This window comes from Streptosporangium amethystogenes, from assembly GCF_000721075.1.
Lineage (GTDB): Bacteria > Actinomycetota > Actinomycetes > Streptosporangiales > Streptosporangiaceae > Streptosporangium > Streptosporangium amethystogenes.
This window is the reverse complement of sequence record NZ_JOEQ01000004.1, coordinates 667614-687018: the sequence shown is the minus strand read 5'-3', so window position 1 is coordinate 687018 and position 19405 is coordinate 667614. Positions and strand designations below refer to the sequence as shown.

Genomic DNA, 19405 nt, shown 5'->3' with positions numbered 1-19405 from the left:
ACCATGTTCAACCTGAGAGTCGGTGTCGCCACGGTCGCGGCGCTCGCGGCGCTCGCCGCCTGCGGCGGCACCGAGCAGGCGGCGGACAAGCCCGCCGCGGACGGCCCCCGCGTCCTGAAGCTCTGGCACTACGAGGGCGCCGACAGCGCGATGGGCAAGGCGTGGGCCGAGGCCGTCAAGCAGTTCGAGGCCACCCACCCGAACGTGACGGTCAAGTTCGAGGAGAAGGCGTTCGAGCAGATCCGCCAGTCCGCGGGCATGATCCTCAACTCGGACGAGGCCCCCGACGTCATGGAGTACAACAAGGGCAACGCCACGGCGGGGCTGCTCTCCAAGCAGGGGCTGCTCACCGACCTCACCCCCGAGGTGACCAAGCGCGGCTGGGACAAGCTGCTCAGCCCCTCGATCCAGACCACCGCCAGGTACGACGAGCGCGGTGTGATGGGCGCGGGCAAGTGGTACGGCGTCCCGAACTACGCCGAGTACGTGATGGTCTACTACAACAAGGACGCCTTCAAGAAGGCGGGCGTCGAGGTGCCCACCACCTACGAGGAGTTCACCGCCGCCCTCGACACGTTCGTCAAAGCGGGGACCACCCCCATCGCGGTCGGCGGCGCCGAGTATCCGGCGCAGCAGATCTTCTACCAGCTCGCGCTGAGCAAGGCGCAACGCTCCTGGGTGGACGCCTTCCAGCTTTACAAGGGCAAGGTCGACTTCAAGGGTCCGGAGTTCAGGTACGCGGCCGACACCTTCGCCGACTGGGTCAAGAAGGGCTACGTCGAGGCGGACTCCGCCGCCATCAAGGCCGAGGACATGGGCGTCTCCTTCATCGGTGGCAAGTACCCGATCCTGGTCTCCGGCAGCTGGTGGTACGGCCGCTTCGTCAGTGACGTCAAGGACTTCGAGTGGGGCTCGTTCCTCTGGCCGGGCAACACGATGAGCGCCGGGTCCAGCGGCAACGTCTGGGTCGTCCCGGAGAACGCCAAGAACAAGGACCTCGCCTACGACTTCATCGACATCACCATGAAGAAGGACATCCAGAACCTGCTCGGCAACTCCGGCGGCATCCCGGTGGCCGCCGACACGGCCGCGATCACCGACGAGAAGAGCAAGGAGCTGATCGAGAACTTCAACAGGCTCTCGGCCTCCGACGGGCTGGCCTTCTACCCCGACTGGCCGGCGCCCGGCTACTACGACGTGCTGGTGGCGGGCGTGCAGAACCTCATCAACGGCACCAAGACCCCCGACGCGGTCCTGGACGAGATCGCCGCTCCGTACGCCGAGAACCTCGCCGACATCGGTAACTGACCCCTCCCGCGGCCCGCGCCGTGACGATCACGGCGTCACGGCGCGGACGGTACGCACAGAACAGAGAAAGGAGACCTCCGATGCCGAGGTCTCGTGACCGCGGGTACCGGGTGTTCCTGCTGCCGAGCGCCGTGCTCTTCACCGCGGTCATCGTCGTGCCGTTCCTGATGAACGTCGGCATCGGCTTCACCCGCTGGCAGGGGATCGGCGACCCGAGGTGGATCGGGCTGGAGAACTACACCCGGCTCCTCGCCGACGAGCGGTTCTGGTCCTCCTTCCGCAACAACGTCGCGCTCATCGTGGCGATGGCGGTCGTCCCGACGCTCATCGGGCTCGTCCTGGCCGCCGCGCTCTTCGACTACGTGGGCAAGAAGGTCGGCCCCCGCGCGGCCGGCGTGCTGCGGGCCGCGTACTACCTGCCGCAGGTGCTGCCGGTCGCGGTGGCCGGGATCGTCTGGGGCTGGATCATGCACCCCAGGTTCGGGGCGCTCAACGAGCTACTCGGGCTGCTGGGGATGGAGCCGAGGAACTGGCTGGGGGACCCGGACTGGGCGCTGCCGAGCGTCATGGTGATCATGGTCTGGTTCCAGATCGGCTACCCGGTAGTGATCTTCATGTCCGGGCTGCAGCGGGTCGACCCCGCGCTGTACGAGGCCGCCGAGATGGACGGTGCCTCGTGGTGGCGGCGGTTCTGGCACATCACCATCCCGCAGATCCGGCCGGAGATCTACGTGGTCCTGCTGACCTGCACGATCGCCGCGCTCAAGGTCTTCGGGCCGATCTTCGTGCTGACCAGGGGAGGCCCCGGCGGTGCCACGCTCGTGCCCTCCTACTTCAGCTACCAGAACTTCTTCGAGAAGGCCAACGTCGGCTACGGCGCGGCGATCGCCACCGTGCTCACCCTGGTGATCATCGCGGTGACGGTCTTCTTCCTGCGGGTTCAGGACAGGGAATCATGATCCGGAAGTACTCGGTCCTGGTCTCGCTGGTCGTGCTGGCCGTCGTGATGCTGGTGCCGTTCGTCATCGTCACGCTCAACGCGGTCAAGTCCCCGGCCGACTACTCCTCGGGCGGGCCGCTGAGCCTGCCGAGCGAGCTGTACCTCGACGGGATCGTCGACTTCTGGAACCGGGTCGACTTCGGCGGCAAGCTCTGGAACAGCCTGCTGATCAGCGGCTCGGTGGCCGTGCTCGCGACGGTCCTGTCGGTGCTCAACGCCTACGCGCTCGGCATCGGCAGGGTGCGCGGGCGGGTGTGGATCCTGGTCGTCTTCCTGGTGGCCAACACGCTGCCGCAGGAGGCGCTGGTCTACCCGCTGTACTACCTGGCCAAGCAGGTCGGCCTCTACGACACCAGGCTCGGGGTGATCATCATCTTCACGGTGATCCAGAGCGCTTTCGGGACCTACCTGCTCTCCTCGGTGCTCGGCCGCTTCCCGCACGAGATCCTGGAGGCGGCGGCTCTGGACGGGGCGGGAAAGTGGCGGGCCCTGTGGCGGATCGTCGTGCCGATCAGCAGGCCCACGCTGAGCGTGCTGCTCGTCTTCTTCTTCATCTGGACCTGGAACGAGTTCTTCCTGCCCCTGGTCTTCCTCATCTCCAACGAGAACCAGACGGTTCCGGTCGCCCTCGGGGTGCTGCAGGGCGACAAGATGATGGACGCCACGATGTCCAGCGCCTCGGCGCTGCTCGGCATCCTGCCCGCGGTCGCCTTCTTCCTCATCTTCCAGCGGACCCTGACCCGCGGTGTGACCGTGGGCGCCGTCAAGTGAGCCCTCAGACGCCGTACGCCGCTCGGGGGCGGACGGCGTCCCCAGACCCGCAGTTCTTCGACTCCCCCTGACCTGGAGGCGAGATGTCCTTATCGACCAGGGCCGTCGCGGCCGTGGCCACGACGGCCCTGACCCTGGGGCTGTGCGCGGCCCCGGCCCGCGCGGCCTACGAGTACCCCTTCCGTGATCCCGCACTCCCGCTGAGCCAGCGCGTCGACGACCTGCTCGGCCGCCTCACCCAGGCCGAGAAGATCTCCTGGCTCCACCAGTACCAGCCCGCGGTGGACCGCCTGGGCATCGGGCTGTTCAAGACCGGCACCGAGGCGCTGCACGGCGTCGCCTGGTCCACCGACATCGACAACGGCGGCGGCGTGGTGACCGCCGAGGGGACCGTGTTCCCGCAGGCCGTCGGCCTGGCCAGCACCTGGAATCCCGACCTGATCAAGAAGGTCGGCGCCGCCGTCGGCGACGAGGCCAGGGGATACCACGCGGAGAACCCCCGGCTGTGGGGCCTGCAGCTCTGGGCGCCGGTGGTCAACCTGCTCCGCGACCCTCGATGGGGCCGCAACGAGGAGGGCTACTCCGAGGACCCGCTGCTCACCGGCGCGATCTCCACCGCGTACGGCTCGGGCATCCAGGGCGACGACCCGGACCACCTGCGGGCGGCCCCGGTGCTCAAGCACTTCCTGGCCAACAACAACGAGGTCCGCCGCGACACGACCTCCTCCAGCCTGCGCCCGCGCGTCCTCAACGAGTACGACGTCCCGGCGTTTCGGACCGCGCTGGAGGCGGGCGCGGCCACCGGTGTGATGACCGCCTACAACCTGATCAACGGGCGGCCCGCCACGGTCACCGACCTCAACTCCACGGTCAGGACCTGGACCGACAGGCCGCTGTTCAACGTCTCCGACGCCGGAGGGCCCAACAACCTCACCGGCTCCCAGGGCTACTTCGCCACCCAGGCGGAGGCCGCCGCCGCCATGCTCAAGGCGGGCGTGGAGAGCTTCACGGTGAACGACACCAACGCCGCCCCGACGGTGGCCGCGGTCAACGAGGCGCTCTCGCGCGGCCTGCTGACCCAGGCCGACATCGACACCGCGGTACGCAACATCCTCGGCATCCGGTTCCGGCTCGGCGAGTTCGACCCGGACGGCGGGCCGTACGGGAAGATCACCAAGGACGTGGTCGACAGCCCCGCGCACCGCGCGCTGGCCCGGCGGACCGCGGCCGAGGCGGCGGTGCTGCTGAAGAACTCCGGGAGGACCCTGCCGCTCAGCCCCGCCAAGAAGGTCGCGGTGGTCGGCCCGCTGGCCGACACCCTCTACACCGACTGGTACTCCGGCAGGCTGCCCTACAAGGTCACCCCGCTCGCCGGGATCAGGGCGCGGTCCGCCGCCGCCGTCACCAGCGAGGGCGTCGACCGGATCGCGCTGAAGTCCGGCGGCAGATACCTCACCGCCGGCACCGGGGCGGGCGCCGACCTGAAGCTCTCGGCGACCACCGCGGGCGCGACCGAGCAGTTCGACGTCTTCGACTGGGGCCAGGGGATCGTCACCCTGCGCAGCGTCGCCAACGGGAGGTACGTCAGCCGGGCGAACTGGTCCACCCTGGTCAACAGCCAGGAACAGCCCACCGGCTGGTTCGTCCAGGAGCAGTTCAGGCTGGAGGCGCAGGCCGACGGCACGACGCTGCTGCGCTACGCCGGCTACGAGACCGCCTACGACTGGTTCGGCCCGAACAAGTACGTCAAGGCCGCGGTCGACGGCACGCTCAGCCTGACCACGGCCGAGGACGCCACCCGCTTCGAGAAGGAGACCGTACGCAGCGGGATCGCCGAGGCGGTCGCGGCGGCGAAGGGCGCCGACGCGGCGGTGGTCGTGGTCGGCAGCATGCCGTTCATCAACGGCCGGGAGGACCACGACCGGACCGACCTCGGTCTCGCCGAGGGACAGCGGGCGCTGGTGGAGGCGGTGCACGCCGCCAACCCGAACACCGTGGTCGTGCTGGAGAACAGCTATCCGACCACGATCGACCGGCTGCAGGAGAAGGTCCCGGCGATCCTGTGGACCACGCACGCCGGAGCCGAGACCGGCAACGCGCTGGCCGACCTGCTGTACGGCGACGCCAACCCGGCCGGCCGCCTCACCCAGACCTGGCCCAAGGCGGGCACCACCCTGCCGGACATCCTCGACTACGACATCGTCAAGACCGGCGCGACCTACCTGTACTCCAAGGCCAGGCCGCTGTACGCCTTCGGCCACGGCCTGAGCTACACCACCTTCGGCTACCAGGGCCTCAAGGCCACCGCGAAGAGCGGCGGGTACGAGGTGAGCGTCAAGGTGACCAACACCGGCTCGCGCGCGGGCGACGAGGTGGTCCAGCTCTACACCCACCAGCACACCTCCCGGGTGGAACAGCCGGTCAAGCAACTGCGCGGCTTCCAGCGGGTGAGCCTGGCCCCCGGCGAGTCGAAGACGGTGAGGTTCTCGCTCAAGACCGCGGACCTGGCCCTGTGGGACGTGACCGGGGGCCGCTTCGCGGTGGAGCCGTCCACCCACGACGTCCTGGTCGGCTCGTCCTCGGACGCCATCCGGCAGCGCGTGACCGTGCGGGTGGACGGTGAGCGGATCGGTCCTCGTGATCTCACCCGGCCCACCCGGGCCGCCGACTTCGACGACTACGCGGGGGTCGAACTGGTCGACGAGACCAAGGTCCGCGGTGACGCGGTCGGCGCCTCGGCGGGCGAGTGGATCGCCTTCAAGGACGCGGACCTCCGGGCCGGGGTCACCGGCGTGCGGCTCGGGGTCGCGGCGAGTGCCGCCTCCTCGGTCGAGATCCGGCTCGGCTCCCCGACCGGCAGGCTTGCCGGAACCGTACCGGTGACCGCCACCGGCGGGATCTACTCCTGGGCCACCGCCGGTGCCCCCGTCACCGGTGTACGGGGCAGGCAGGACGTCTACCTGGTCTTCAGGGGCGCCCTGCGGGTGAAGGACGTGACCTTCACCCGCTGATCCGGCTCCGACCCCGGCTACGGCCCGCTTCCCCGAGGGGAGCGGGCCGTACGTGGTTGGAAGCGGTTTTCCGGGTACGGGCGCTGAAAAGGGAAGCATCGGCCTAGGTAGTGCGTTGTGGCCGTTTCGAACCGTGATTTTGATCAATTCTGAGGAGAACACCATGACGAGTACGGAACGTCCCGCCGAGGCGTCGGGCCAGTTCGCCATCGGGGGCGACCTCACGGTCAACCGCCTGGGGTACGGGGCGATGCAGCTCACCGGGAGGGGCGTGTGGGGGGAGCCGAGCGACCCCGAGGAGGCGGTCCGCGTGCTGCGCCGCGCTGTCGAGCTGGGGGTCAACTTCATCGACACCGCCGACTCCTACGGCCCGTTCGTCTCCGAGCTGCTGATCAGGAAGGCGCTGCACCCTTACCCCGAGGACCTGGTCATCGCGACCAAGGCGGGACTCACCCGGTCGGGCCCCGACGACTGGCGCCCGGTCGGCCGCCCCGAGTACCTGCGTCAGCAGGCCGAGCTGAGCCTGCGCCACCTCGGCGTGGAGCGGATCGACCTGTTCCAGCTGCACCGCATCGACGCGAAGGTGCCCCTCGCCGACCAGGTCGGGGAGCTCGCCCTGCTGCAGCAGGAGGGCAAGATCCGGCACATCGGCCTCAGTGAGGTCAGCATCGAGCAGGTCGAGGAGGCGGGCAGGTTCGCCAGGATCGTCTCGGTGCAGAACCTCTACAACCTCGCGCACCGCGACGCCGAGCCGCTGCTGGAGTACTCCGAGGCCAACGGCATCGGCTTCATCCCGTGGTTCCCGCTCGCCACCGGCAAGCTGGCCGAGGAGGGCGGCCCGCTCGCCGAGGCGGCCAGGGCGCACGGCGCCACCCCGTCGCAGCTCGCCCTGGCCTGGCTGCTGAAGCGCTCCCCGGTGATGCTCCCCATCCCCGGCACCTCGAAGGTCGCCCACCTGGAGGACAACGTCGCCGCCGCCGGCGTCGAACTGACCGACGAGGAGTTCGAGGCCCTGTCCAAGGGGGCCTGAGAGGGGAGGCACGGGACCGCCGGTGGCAGGCTCCCACGCTGCGATCGTCAAGGACGGCCGGTTTCCCGTGCCCCCCGCCGGCGGGAGCCGAGAATTTCCGCGAGGGTACTTGCGTATCGATCTGTCGGTAACTTATAACTTCACTAAGAGCTTTTCGAGAAGGCGGGCTTGAGGATACCTGCCTGTTCACATGGAGGTGGTTACCGATGCTGCTGACGTCGATCGACCCGTTCATCCAGGAGTTCGACCGGCAGTTCGACCGGATCACGCGTCAGGCGTTCGGATCGAGTGATGGCGCCGCGCGCGGGGCCATGCCGCTGGACGGCGTCCGCCGCAAGGACGACGTCCTGCTGAAGTTCGACCTTCCGGGCATCGACCCCGACTCCATCGAGGTGACCGTCGACCGTGGAGTGCTCTCGGTGAGTGCCGGCCGCGAGGAGGAGTACGGGCAGGACGACCGCCTGTTCGTCCGCGAGCGTCCGATGGGCACCTTCACCCGCCGCGTCTACCTCTCCGAGCACCTCGACAGCGACAAGATCGACGCCGCCTACTCCAACGGTGTCCTGGCGGTGCGCATCCCGGTCATCGAGCGGGCCAGGCCCCGCAAGGTCGAGATCCAGAAGGCCGAGCACACCTCGGACCAGAAGTCGATCAAAGCCTGAGAAGGCAGGGTCTGACCGTTCGACCTCCACGGGGTGGGCGCCGGGTTCCGGCGCCCACCCCGCGCGTTTCACACACCTGTCGTCCCCCACAGGAAAGGAGCGGTGATGGTCAGGTTGCCCTTTGACGACGAGCACGCCCCGCTGTACTCAGTCGGTCAGGTCGCCGACATGCTCAATGTGGAGCAGGCGTTCCTGCGCCGGCTCGACGAGCACGACGTGGTCCGTCCCGCCCGTTCCGGCGGCGGCCAGCGACGCTACACCCGCCACGAGATCGGCGACCTCCAGGACGCCATCCAGCTCATCGGCGAGGGCATGAGCCTCGCCGCGGTACGCCGGATCTTCATCCTGCAGCAGCAGGTCGACGACCTGCGGGAGGAGTTGGCCAGGGAGCGCGCCGCCCGCCCGACGGACCGGTGATCCGGGCGGGTGGGACCGCTCAGCCTCCGATAGCGGGAAACCGGAGGCGAGGTCAGCCGCGGGCGCGGTTGACGGCGGTGGAGACCGCCAGCGGGATGGCCAGCAGGCCCAGCAGGGTGAGCTGGGTCGTTCTCGCTTCCAGGCCTCCGCATTCCGCGGGGTCCACACCGAACCAGGGGACCAGCGTCCCGATGGGCGGACCACAGCTCCCGATCGGCCACAGGACCAGCGCCAGGATCAGCGCGAAGAGCAGGACCAGCCATTGCTGCGCGACGGGGGACTCCAGTTCGGGCTCGAAGCGGCGGCGCCACTGGCCGTAGGCCCAGAAGTAGACCGCGAGCGCGAGCAGGTTGAAGATCGTCAGGGGTTCCCGGTCCAGCACGAAATGCGCTGTGGCCGACGCCACCAGGGCGGCGGCGAACCACCAGGCGAAATGCCAGGGCACCGTCCACGGGCCGATCCGCGCCCACCCGGCCCTGTTCTCGATTCCGTTTCCCATGGGGACGAGCATGGTCCGAGCCGCTTGCGGGCGGGTTGGAGCCGGCTAGGGCGGCGAACGCGCCGGTCCGGGCGCCTGGTCGACGGTCCTGCTGAGACCCGGGCATCGCTTGGTGTGCTCCGGCGGAGCTCTAAGCCGATGCCAAAGCGCGTACAAGTCGATTCCAAGAGCGCTGGCCAACTATGCACTTGACGAGGAGAAAACAGGCGGGAAGACGTTTTCCCGACTCAGGGATCTTCTCGTAGGGGCCGACGTCATTCTTTCACGGAAAAGTCACCGGGAGAAACGAGAGGCAGCACGTACGGATCGGTGCGCAGTGGTCCCGTTCGAAACCGAGAATCACTCCGACCATGAACCCAAATGGGCGCCCGAGCCGTCAGACGACCGGCTTTACCGGCCGTGCCCCGCTCCCCGAACGTGCCCGGCCGCAGCGGACGTGTACCGCGGTCTGGCCCCCTTCCGGAGTGCGGCGGAGAAGACACTCGCGGCCCATGCCACCGGGCAGCCGTCACGCACAGAAGTGAAGAGGACCAACGTGAGTGTTCATGCATTCGACATGCTGTGCCGCGCCGTGGAAGAAACGGACGCGGGCCGCACTGACACCGCCCGGCGCTGGCTGGACAAGCTACGCGGCCTGATCGCCCCCGAGAAGGTGGGCGATGACTTCCTCTACCTGCTCTACCACGACGCCTTGGCCCGTCGGCTCGGCACTCACCAGGATGAGCGGGACAATCTGTATCTGTGCCGTTTCGAACGGCCGCAAATCGAGTTGTTCGACCTGGTGGCCGAACACCTGCCGGTGGTGACTCTGGCCGGTCGTATCGGCGGCGCGCTGCTCGCCGGTCACCTCGCCGGACGGGAAACGGCCACCCTGATGTCGGTGGGCATCGGCTCGGGAGGCCAGGAGACGGTGGTGCTCGCCGCGCTCGCGAATCGCGGCCAGGCCCCCGGGCGGCTGACGGTGATCGGGGTGGACCCCGCGGTGGGCAGCCTCCACCAGGCCGAACGATCCATCCGTGACACTGGTGTCCCGCTGGACTTCCATCAGGTGCCCCGCTTCGCCGAGCAGATGACCGACGAGGACTGGGAGCTGGTGCGCCGGGCACCACGCCCGCTGGTGGTGAACGCCGCGTTCGCGCTGCACCACCTGCGGGACGCCGCGTCCGGCGTCGACGAGAGGAACACGTTCCTGGCGAAACTGCGCGATGCGGAGCCGGACGGCGTAGTGCTGTGCGAGCCGGACTCCGATCACCATCGGGTGGCACTGCCCGAGCGATTCCACAACTCGTGGCGGCACTTCCACTCCGTCTTCCGGCTGATAGACGCGCTGGACGTCTCGGCCGCCGACCGTAACGCGATGAAGCTGTTCTTCCGGCGTGAGGTGGTCGACATCGTCGGCACGGCGGACGACGAGGAGCGCTACGAACGTCACGAGCCGACCGAGACATGGCTCGCGCGACTGCGTGAGGCCGGTTTCCGGCCGATGCCCGCGCCCGCGGAGTCAGTGTCGGAACCGATCCCTCCCGCTTTCATCCGCCAGGATCCGGACAGTGTACGAATCGGGTTCGACGGCGAGCCGCTCCTGTCCGTCATCTACGCGGTGCCGGCGCACGGGTAGGTGACGGCCGACCGGCACGGGCCGGCAGGTCCGTGCCGCTTGCGGATGATGTGCGGCCTACCCCTTGATGGCGCCGATGATGACCCCCTTGGTGAAGTGGCGTTGGACGAACGGGTAGACGAAGAGCACCGGCAGCAGTGCGACGACGACGATGGCCATCTGGATGGCCAGGCTCGGCGGCAGGCTCTGGCCGGGGAGGGTGCCGACGCCGCTCTGGCCGACGATCAGGGACTGGCCCTGCAGGACGTACTGCCGCAGTACCACCTGCAGTGGCCACTTGGCGTTGTCGTTGAGGTAGAGAACGGCGTTGAAGAACGAGTTCCAGTAGCCGACCGCGTAGAACAGGCCGATGACCGCCGTGACGCCCTTGGACATGGGCAGCACGATGGTGCGCAGGATGCGGAACTCGTTCGCGCCGTCGATGCGGGCGCTGTCGGTCACCTCGTCCGGGATGTTCATGAAGAACGCCCGCATCACCACCAGGTTGAACGCGGTGACCGCGCCGGGCAGGATCAGCGACCAGTACGTGTCGATCAGTCCCAGCGAGCTGACCAGCAGGTAGTTGGGGATCATCCCGGGGCCGAACAGGAAGGTCAGCAGCACCAGGAAGAGCATCGGCCGGTGCAGCAGCGAGCCGGGCCGGGACAGCCCGTAGGCGGCCAGCACGGTGACGGTCAGGCTGATCGCGGTGCCGACCAGGGTCACGCCGAGGCTGACCAGGACCGACCGGGTCACCACGCCGCCTGCGAACAGTTCCTGGTAGGCGGCGAAGGAGAGCCCGCTCGGCACGGTGACCAGGCCGCCGGCCTCGGTCACCGCCTCCTGGGTGGACAGGCTGGTCAGCGCGACCATGTAGATCGGGAACAGCACGCCCACCGTGATGAGCGTCAGCAGGAGCCCCTTGAGGAGCGCGCCGACGCGGCTGGGCCGCTCGGCCCAGGGGGGAAGAGTCGTCATGATCGTTTGTAGATTCCCTGCTCGCCGAATCGATGGGCGACCCTGTTGGAGATCAGGATCAGCACCAGCCCCACCAGGCCCTTCACCAGACCGGCCGCGGCGCCGTAGCTCCACTCGCCGGTGAGCAGCGTGCGCCAGTACACGAAGGTGTCCAGCACCTCGGCGGCGTCCCTGCCGACCGCGTCGCGCTGCAGGAAGAACTGCTCGAAGCCGACGTTCAGCGCCTCGCCGAGGCGCAGGATCAGCAGCAGCACGATGACCGGGCGCAGGCCGGGCAGGGTGATGTGCCAGAGCCGCCGCCAGCGGCTCGCGCCGTCGACGGCGGCGGCCTCGTAGAGGTTCTGGTTGATGGCCGCCAGTGCGGCCAGGAAGATGATCGTCCCCCAGCCGGCGTCCTTCCAGACCGTCTCAGCGGTCACCAGCACGAGGAACGTGTCCGGATTCGTCATGAGGTCGAAGCCGGTGTAGCCGTGGTCGCGCAGCGTCTGCGAGAGCAGGCCCGCGCCGCCGAACATCTGCTGGAACAGCGTGACCACCAGCACCCACGAGAAGAAGTGCGGCATGTAGACGATGCCCTGGATGAACAGGCGCAGCCGGGGCCGCACCACGCTGTCCAGCAGTACGGCCAGCAGGATCGGCACCGGGAAGTAGAAGACCAGCTGGAACGCGGTGATCGTCAGGGTGTTGAGCGTCGCGTCCCAGAAGCTCTCGTCGAACATCAGCCACTGGAAGTTGGTGAACCCCACCCACGGGCTGTCGGCGATGCCCACGTACGGCGAGTAGTCCTGGAACGCGATCACATTGCCGAGCAGCGGGACATAGTGGAAAACGAGCAGCAGCCCGATCGCCGGCAGCGCCATCAGCAGCAGCTGCCAGTCACGTTTCAGTCGCGATCCGAAGGGTCGTGGGCGCGCCCGCCTTGTCCTGGAGCCCCTTTTACGGACATCCTTGGAGGTGCCGGTGCCGGCGGGTGAGGTCAGGTCACCCGCCGGCCCGGTCTTCGCGTGGTCGCTAAGCACGGCCGTTGTCCCGCAGGACCTTCAGGTAGAAGTCGCGGGCCTCGTCCCCGCCGTCCCGCCGCCACTCCGTGACGATCTGCTTGGCGTCGCTCACCGGGCGACGGCCGCGCATGATGTCGGTGAACTTGTCCTCGGTGGGCACCTGCAACCCGGAGTACTTCGACGGTCGCTGGATCCTGATCCCGTCGAAGGGGCCCTTCTCGATGAACGGGAAGCCGGCGTTCTGCCACTCCACGTTGAGCTTGACCGCGTCGGGGTAAGGCCAGTCCACATAGAGCGGACGCCCGCCGAGGAAGCCGTAGGTGTAGGCGACCTCCTTGCGGCCGAGGTCGTTCGTCTCCGGGATGCCGTTCGCGCCCCGGGTGAAGTGCTTGTCCTCCACGCCGAAGTTGGAGAGCTCGTACTCCTTGGTCCCGAACGGCGCCGCGCACCAGTTGAGGATGGCGAGGATCTCCTCCACCTGCTCCTTGGGCAGCCCCTTCTTGACGAAGGTGAAGATGCCCGCCGCGGTGTTGTGGTACATGATCGGCGTGCCGCCGTCGTGGGCGAAGAGCGGGAAGGCACCCAGGCTGAAGTCGGGGTTCTTGCCCCGGTGCTGCTGCAACAGCTCCTTCCAGCCGCCCAGCCCGTCGCGGTAGACGAGGATCTGCCCGGCCCCGATCAGGTCCTTCTCGTTGGCGCCCTTGCTGCCGGCCACGTTCGGGTGGACCAGCTCCTCGGCGAAGACCTTCCGCATGAACTCCAGCATCAGCTCGAACTCGGGGGTCTCGTACTTGTGGACGAGCTTGCCGCCCTCGTACCGCCAGTCCTGCGGGATCCGGAAGGTCGGCCACATCACCTCGTGGATGCTGCCGAACGCCCAGCGCTTGGCCTTGGGGTCGGTGATCTCCTTACCGAGTTGGAACAGCTCGTCGGCGGTCTTGGGGTTGGCGTTCCAGCCGCCTGCGTCGAACAGGTCCTTGCGGTAGAGCAGCGCGAAGGGGTAGGGCTCGGTCGGGAACGGCACCGCCATGAGCTTGTTGTTCCAGACCGACCACTGCCAGGCGGCCGTCGGCAGGTTGGCCAGCAGCGGGTAGGGGGCGACCTTGTCACCCTGCAGGTAGGGGGTGAGGTCCTCGAACGCCTTGTCGACGGCGGTGTTGAAGTCCGCCATCTTGTCGATCTCCCAGCTCGGGATGACCATGATCTCCGGGATGTCCCCCGCGGCGAGCCTGGCGATCGCCTTGTCGCCGTAGACGTTACCGTCGGTGATCTGAAACTCCACGGTGGCGCCGATGTCGGCGTTGACCGCCTGGAAGTAGGAGTTGCTCGCCAGGCCGGGCGGTGGCGGTCCCCAGAGCGGGGTCATGGCCTTGTAGGTGCCGCCCTTGCCGGCCTTCTGGGTGAGCGCCGCGGTGGGGGCGGCCGGGTAGGAGGTGAAGCCGCCGCTGACGTCGGGGACCCCGGGCAGCGTGGAGACCGTGCCGGGCAGGTCGGGCTTGACGCCGGGGAAGGCGGTGTAGGTGGGGGTGAGGGACGTCAGTTTGTCCGCCGCGGCGGCCGTGGCGCCGCCGCCGCCCGGCCGGGGGCCGCTGGGCGCGGAACACGCGGCCAGCAGGCCGCCGCCGGCGACCGCGGCCGCGCTGAGCCCCACCAGGCCGAGGAAGCCTCGGCGGCTGGTCATCGCGCCCTGGGGAAGATCTTTCACGGGGCGCTCCCTTCATTGGTTCGAGACGGATCGGGGGGTGTCGGGGAGCATGGCTCCGGGGTAGAATTAGTTCGTCTTTCGACCAAACAAATTAGTCGAGGGTGACCGTCGCCACAAGGGACCGCCGATCGCGGGCCGGGGGGGCGGTCACAGATTGGTGGACGATGGGGCATGATGGGGCCAGCCTGGCCGAGCGGGAGCGGGACTCACCTTGATCACATCTACGACTGACCCGCGTCCGGCCGACTTCGCCGACGTGCGGGCCACCAACCTCGCCGTGGTGCTGAGGTTCGTGCGCGAGCACGCGCCGTGCTCGCGGGCCGACATCGCGGCGTCCACCGGGTTGAACAAGGCGACCGTGTCGAGCCTGGTCGCCGACCTGATCGACCGTCGCCTGGTCAGGGAGACCGGCCTGACGGAGAACCGCGTCGGCCGCCCGGCCACGATGCTGGTGCTCGACGGCTCGCCGTACGCGGCGATCGGCATCGAGATCAACGTCGACTATGTCACCGCGGTCGCGGTGGACCTGTCGGGGGAGAGGCTGCTCTCCTGGCGGAGGTCCTTTCCCGGCGCCGCGGGCACGGTGGGGCAGGCGATGGCCACCGTCGCCGGGATCGTCCGCCGGGTGGTGAACCGGATGACCAAGCAGGAGCGCCAGGTCCTGGGGCTGACCGTGGGCGTACCCGGACTGATCGGCACCGACGGCACCGTGCGCATCGCGCCCAACCTCGGCTGGCGCGACGCCGACCTCTGCGGCGACCTCACCAAGGCGCTGCGCGACCCGGGTTTCCCGGTCCAGGTCGACAACGACGCCAACCTGGCGGCCCTGGCCGAGCACCGCTTCGGCCCGTATGCCGGGACGGCCAACCTGATCTACCTCACCGGCGAGATCGGGGTCGGAGCCGGGATCATCCTCGACGGCCGGCTGCGCAGGGGAGGCCAGGGCTACGGCGGCGAGATCGGCCACATCCAGCTCGACCCGCTCGGCGCCGAGTGCCGGTGCGGGCGCCTGGGCTGCCTGGAGGCCGTCGCCGGGATCGGCGCCGTGCTGGAGCACGCCACGATCTCGCCCGCCGAGGTCGAGCTCGAACTCGACGAGGTGGTGCGGCTGGCCCGCGGCGGTGACCCGGGCACGCTCGGGGTCCTCGACACCGTGGGCCGCAACCTCGGCAAGGGCGTGGCGGTGCTGGCCAACCTGCTCAACCCCGAGGTGGTCATCCTGGGCGGCTACTACGTACCGCTCGCGCCGTGGCTGCTGCCCGCGGTGGAGATAGAGACGCGGGGACGCACGATCGCGCCGGACGCCGGGGGCTGCCGGGTCGTCGCCTCCACCCTCGGTTATGGCGCGGCGGCGCTGGGTGGTGCCGCGCGAGTGCTCGACTCGGTGGATTCGGGTCGTTTGCCGCGAATCTCTTGACCTGGGCCGCATGGGAGTGCACCCTTCAGGGAAGCTCCGCTCGAAACACGCGCGTAACGCACGGGTGACGACCGGAGTTTTCCCGGACCGATTATCGAAGCGCTTCGACAGAGGCGTTTTTCCAGGACAGAAATCGAAGCGCTTCGACGCTCTCAAAGGGATGGTCCCCGATGAACGAACCGTTCCGTGACCCGGAACTTCCCCTCGCGCAGCGGATCGCGGACCTGCGGGGCAGGCTCACGCTGGAGGAGAAGGTCGGGCTGCTGCACCAGTACCAGCAGCCGGTGGAGCGGCTCGGGCTCGGTCCCTTCCGCACCGGCACCGAGGCGCTGCACGGCCTGGCCTGGCTCGGTCCCGCGACGGTGTTCCCCCAGGCGATCGGACTGGCCAGCACCTGGGACCCCGATCTGGTGCGGCGGGTCGGCGAGGCCACCAGCGACGAGGTGCTGGCCTTCCACCACAAGGATCCGGCGGGGGCCGGACTCAACGTCTGGGCGCCGGTGGTCAACCCGCTGCGCGACCCCCGCTGGGGCCGCAACGAGGAGGGCTACTCCGAGGACCCGTGGCTGACCGGTGTAATGGCGACGGCCTACGCCTCCGGCCTTCGTGGGAGCGATCCCACGGTGCTGAAGACCGCCCCCACCCTCAAGCACTTCCTCGGCTACAACAACGAGACCGACCGTTGCGTCACCTCCAGCAACCTGCCGCCCCGGGTGCTGCGCGAGTACGAGCTCCCGGCCTACCGGTCCGCGCTGGCCGGCGGTGCCGCGGTCGCCGTGATGCCCTCCTACAACCTGGTCAACGGCCGCCCGGCCCACCTCAGCCCGCTGATCGGCGAGGTGCTGCGAGCCTGGGCGCCCGACGACCTCCTCGTGGTCAGTGACGCCTACGCGCCCGCCAACCTCACCGGCCTGCAGGCCTACTACGACGACCTTCCCGAGGCCTACGCGCACGCGATCAGGGCTGGGCTCGACAGTTTCACCCAGGACGACGACCGCACCGAGGCCACCGTCGGGCACATCCACGCCGCGCTGGAGCGCGGCCTGCTCACCGAGGCCGACGTCGACCTCGCGGTACGGCACACGCTCTCCATCCGCTTCCGGCTGGGCGAGTTCGACCCCGCCACCCCGTACGACGACATCACCGAGGCGGTGGTCAACTGCCCCGAGCACCAGGAACTGGCCCGCGAGGCCGCCCGGCGCTCGATCGTGCTGCTGCGCAACGACGGAATCCTGCCGCTGACCTCGGTACGCAGGATCGCGGTCATCGGCCAGCTCGGCGACACCCTCATGGAGGACTGGTACTCCGGGACGCTCCCCTACGCGGTCACCGCCCGCGCCGGGCTCGCCGAGCGCTGCGAGACCGTCTTCTGCGAGGCGGTGGACCGGATCACGCTCTCGGTGGACGGCGGCCACGTCGTCGCCGACCTCGACGGCGGACCGCTCGGCGTCGGTGCCGACCCCGGCCACTTCGACCTGTTCGACTGGGGCGGCGGCTGCTACGCCCTGCGGGCCGTGGCGACCGGGCGCCACCTGTCCGTCGACGACGACGGCGTGCTGGTCAACGACCAGCCGGGACCCAACGGCTGGGAGGTGCGCCAGACCTTCCGCACCGAGGAGCGCCCGCGCGGCACGCTGGCGCTCAGGCACATCTCCACGGGCCGCTACGTCGCGCTGGACGGCGAGGTCTTCCGCCTGGTCGACGACGCCGACGCCGCCGCCTGGCTCAGCGTGGAGCGGGTGGTCAGCGGCGCCGAGGCCGCCGCCGCGCTCGCCGCGACCGCGGACGTGGCCGTGGTGGTCGTCGGGGACCATCCGCTGGTCAACGGCAGGGAGACCGAGGACCGTCTGGACCTGGCGCTGCCCGCCGCGCAGCAGGCGGTGGTCGAGGCGGTGCGCGCGGTCAACCCGAGGACCGTCATGGTGATCAGCAGCGGCTACCCGGTGACCTGGGACGGCGACGACCCGCCCGCGGTGCTGTGGTCCTCGCACGGCGGGCAGGAGTACGGGCACGCGCTGGCCGAGGTGCTGTTCGGCGACGCCGACCCCGAGGGGCGGCTCACCCAGACCTGGTACGGCTCCGCGTGCGAGCTTCCCGACCTGCTCGACTACGACATCATCGCCGCCGACGCGACCTACCAGTACTTCCGGGGCACCCCGCTCTACCCCTTCGGCCACGGCCTCAGCTACACCACCTTCGACTACACCGACCTGGCCGTCGCGGTGCGGGACGGCCGGCTCACCGCCTCGGCCACCGTCACCAACACCGGTGCCCGAGCCGGGGTGGAGGTCGTCCAGATCTACACCCGCCAGCGGAACTCCCGGGTCAAGCAGGCGCTGCGCCGCCTGCGGGGCTTCGTCAAGGTGCGGCTCGCCCCCGGCGAGAGCACCCGGGTCGACTGGGACCTCGACATCCAGGAACTGGCCTTCTGGGACGTCACCGGGGGCCGGTTCGTCGTCGAGGACGCGTCCCACAAGATCATGATCGGTGGCTCCGCGCGCGACATCAGGCTCTGTGCCTCCTTCCACGTCGACGGCGAGCGGATCCCGCCGCGCGACGCCTTCGCGGGCCCGATCGCCGCGGTGGACCACGACGAGTACGACTCGGTGGCGTTCGTGGACGCGGCCAGGGTCTCCGGCGACGCCGTGCGATCCACCGCCGAGGGGGCGTGGATCGTGTTCCGCTCGGTCGACCTGGGGAAGGGGGCCGCCTCCTGCTCGGTCGGCGCCACCAGCGCCGAGGGCGGCGTGATCACCCTGCGCCTGGACGACCCCCTCTACGGCCCCGTGATCGGCGACATCCCCGTCCCCCGCGCCGGCCGCCATGACCTCACCGAGGTGCGCGCCGGGCTTGCGGAGCAGGGGGGAGTCCACGATCTTTATGTGGTGTTCGAGAACGTGGGGATCACCGTGGCCACCCTGAGCTTCTACGAGACCGCATGAGCGAGCGGGCGGTGACCATCAGCGAGGTCGCCAGGCACGCGGGGGTGGCGGTCAGCACCGTGTCCTACGTGCTCAGCGGGAAGCGCGCGATCTCGGCCGACACCCGGCGCAGGGTGCTCGACAGCGTGCGGGTCCTGGGATACCACCCCAACGCCGGGGCGAGGGCGCTGGCCAGCAAGCGGGCCAACGTCATCGCGCTGGTGCTGCCGCTGCGGGTGGGGATGCACGTCCCGGTGCTGATGCAGTTCGCCACCTCGGTGGTCACCGCCGCGCGGCAGTACGACCATGACGTGCTGCTGCTGACCGCCGACGAGGGGTCGGACGGGCTGCGCAGGGCGGCGGCGAGCGCGCTGGTCGACGGGCTGGTCCTGATGGACGTGGAGCTGCACGACAGCCGGGTGCCGCTGCTCAAGGATCTTGCCGAGCCCAGCGTGCTGATCGGTTTTCCCGCCGACTCGGCCGGGCTGACCTGCGTCGACCTCGACTTCGCGAGGGCGGGTGCGCTCTGCGTGGAGCACCTGGCCGAGCGCGGGCACACCGAGGTCGCGCTGCTCGGCGCGCCCTCGGTCGTCTACGAACGGGGCACCGGTTTCGCCCGCCGCACCCGGGAGGGCTTCGCCGCGGCCGTGGCCGACACCGGCCTGAAGGGGGTGGCCCTGTCGTGCGAGGAGAACTTCGACCAGGTGTCCGCCGTGATCGCCGAACTGCTGGACACCAGGCCGGGCCTGTCCGGGCTGGTCGTGCACAACGAGGCCGCGGTCAACCACGTGCTGGGGGCACTGCGCCAGCACGGCAGGCGGGTGCCCGACGACATCGCCGTGGTGGCGATCTGTCCCGACGACATCGCGGAACGCTCCAGTCCGCCGCTGACCTCGGTGCTGATCCCGGCCGAGGAGGTGGGCCGCCAGGCGGTCCGGCTGCTCATGGAGAAGCTTGAGGGCCACGTCGTCCCCGAGGACACCCTGCTCCAGCCCTGGCTCACCGTACGCGACAGCACCTGAGAGCCTCCGTACGGCGGGGATGGACGCCTTCCGGGGCCCGCGTGCTCCGGTGACGACGAAGGGCGC

At 69.4% G+C, this 19405-nt stretch carries 15 protein-coding genes; 11 read left to right on the top strand and 4 right to left on the bottom strand.

Features of this window, described 5'->3' with window-relative positions; all coding sequences use genetic code 11:
- Positions 1-3: 3 nt before the first annotated feature.
- From IG98_RS0107835 to IG98_RS0107805, 7 genes are all read left to right on the top strand, one after another.
- Positions 4-1308: an ABC transporter substrate-binding protein gene (locus IG98_RS0107835; RefSeq protein ID WP_030907716.1), complete on the top strand. Its 1305-nt coding sequence runs from the start codon at positions 4-6 to the stop codon at positions 1306-1308.
- Positions 1309-1388: 80 nt separating this feature from the next.
- Entirely contained in the window at positions 1389-2267 is an 879-nt protein-coding gene (locus IG98_RS0107830; RefSeq protein WP_030907713.1) for a carbohydrate ABC transporter permease, read from the top strand.
- Entirely contained in the window at positions 2264-3079 is an 816-nt protein-coding gene (locus tag IG98_RS0107825; protein ID WP_030907710.1) for a carbohydrate ABC transporter permease, read from the top strand. Before IG98_RS0107830 ends, IG98_RS0107825 begins: the two co-directional genes overlap by 4 nt.
- A gap of 83 nt (positions 3080-3162) precedes the next feature.
- Entirely contained in the window at positions 3163-6090 is a 2928-nt protein-coding gene (locus tag IG98_RS0107820; protein ID WP_030907708.1) for a glycoside hydrolase family 3 protein, read from the top strand.
- 163 nt (positions 6091-6253) lie between these two features.
- Entirely contained in the window at positions 6254-7120 is an 867-nt protein-coding gene (locus IG98_RS0107815) for an aldo/keto reductase (protein ID WP_030907706.1), read from the top strand.
- Positions 7121-7326: 206 nt separating this feature from the next.
- On the top strand, positions 7327-7782 hold the full coding sequence (locus IG98_RS0107810) for an Hsp20/alpha crystallin family protein (protein ID WP_030907703.1): 456 nt from the start codon (positions 7327-7329) through the stop codon (positions 7780-7782).
- Positions 7783-7887: 105 nt separating this feature from the next.
- On the top strand, positions 7888-8199 hold the full coding sequence (locus tag IG98_RS0107805) for a MerR family transcriptional regulator (RefSeq protein ID WP_030907701.1): 312 nt from the start codon (positions 7888-7890) through the stop codon (positions 8197-8199).
- A gap of 52 nt (positions 8200-8251) precedes the next feature.
- Here the strand turns inward: IG98_RS0107805 and IG98_RS0107800 are convergent, their stop codons facing one another.
- A complete protein-coding gene (locus IG98_RS0107800; protein WP_030907698.1) occupies positions 8252-8698 on the bottom strand; it encodes a hypothetical protein in 447 nt (148 codons plus the stop codon).
- A 535-nt stretch (positions 8699-9233) separates the two neighbouring features.
- Here IG98_RS0107800 and IG98_RS0107795 point away from each other — a divergent pair.
- The gene (locus tag IG98_RS0107795; RefSeq protein ID WP_157594197.1) at positions 9234-10316 is read left to right on the top strand and encodes a GRAS family protein; all 1083 of its coding nucleotides are present in this window, start codon (positions 9234-9236) and stop codon (positions 10314-10316) included.
- Positions 10317-10373: 57 nt separating this feature from the next.
- On the opposite strand, the gene IG98_RS0107790 is transcribed toward IG98_RS0107795, so the two are convergent.
- The 3 genes from IG98_RS0107790 to IG98_RS0107780 are packed head-to-tail and all read right to left on the bottom strand — an operon-like array spanning position 10374 to position 13979.
- On the bottom strand, positions 10374-11273 hold the full coding sequence (locus IG98_RS0107790) for a carbohydrate ABC transporter permease (protein WP_030907691.1): 900 nt from the start codon (positions 11271-11273) through the stop codon (positions 10374-10376).
- Entirely contained in the window at positions 11270-12292 is a 1023-nt protein-coding gene (locus IG98_RS0107785) for an ABC transporter permease (RefSeq protein ID WP_030907688.1), read from the bottom strand. The genes IG98_RS0107790 and IG98_RS0107785 overlap by 4 nt, the downstream gene beginning before the upstream one ends.
- Entirely contained in the window at positions 12285-13979 is a 1695-nt protein-coding gene (locus IG98_RS0107780) for an extracellular solute-binding protein (protein WP_211263891.1), read from the bottom strand. Before IG98_RS0107780 ends, IG98_RS0107785 begins: the two co-directional genes overlap by 8 nt.
- A 211-nt stretch (positions 13980-14190) precedes the next feature.
- Between IG98_RS0107780 and IG98_RS0107775 the strand changes: the two genes are divergently transcribed.
- From IG98_RS0107775 to IG98_RS0107765, 3 genes are all read left to right on the top strand, one after another.
- Positions 14191-15396, top strand: a complete 1206-nt coding sequence (locus IG98_RS0107775; RefSeq protein WP_030907682.1) for an ROK family transcriptional regulator — start codon at positions 14191-14193, stop codon at positions 15394-15396.
- Positions 15397-15566: 170 nt separating this feature from the next.
- The gene (locus tag IG98_RS0107770) at positions 15567-18338 is read left to right on the top strand and encodes a glycoside hydrolase family 3 protein (RefSeq protein ID WP_030907680.1); all 2772 of its coding nucleotides are present in this window, start codon (positions 15567-15569) and stop codon (positions 18336-18338) included.
- Positions 18335-19339 carry a LacI family DNA-binding transcriptional regulator gene (locus tag IG98_RS0107765; RefSeq protein WP_030907675.1) on the top strand — a complete coding sequence of 335 codons (1005 nt, stop codon included), beginning with the start codon at positions 18335-18337 and terminating at the stop codon, positions 19337-19339. The genes IG98_RS0107770 and IG98_RS0107765 overlap by 4 nt, the downstream gene beginning before the upstream one ends.
- Positions 19340-19405: the final 66 nt, after the last annotated feature.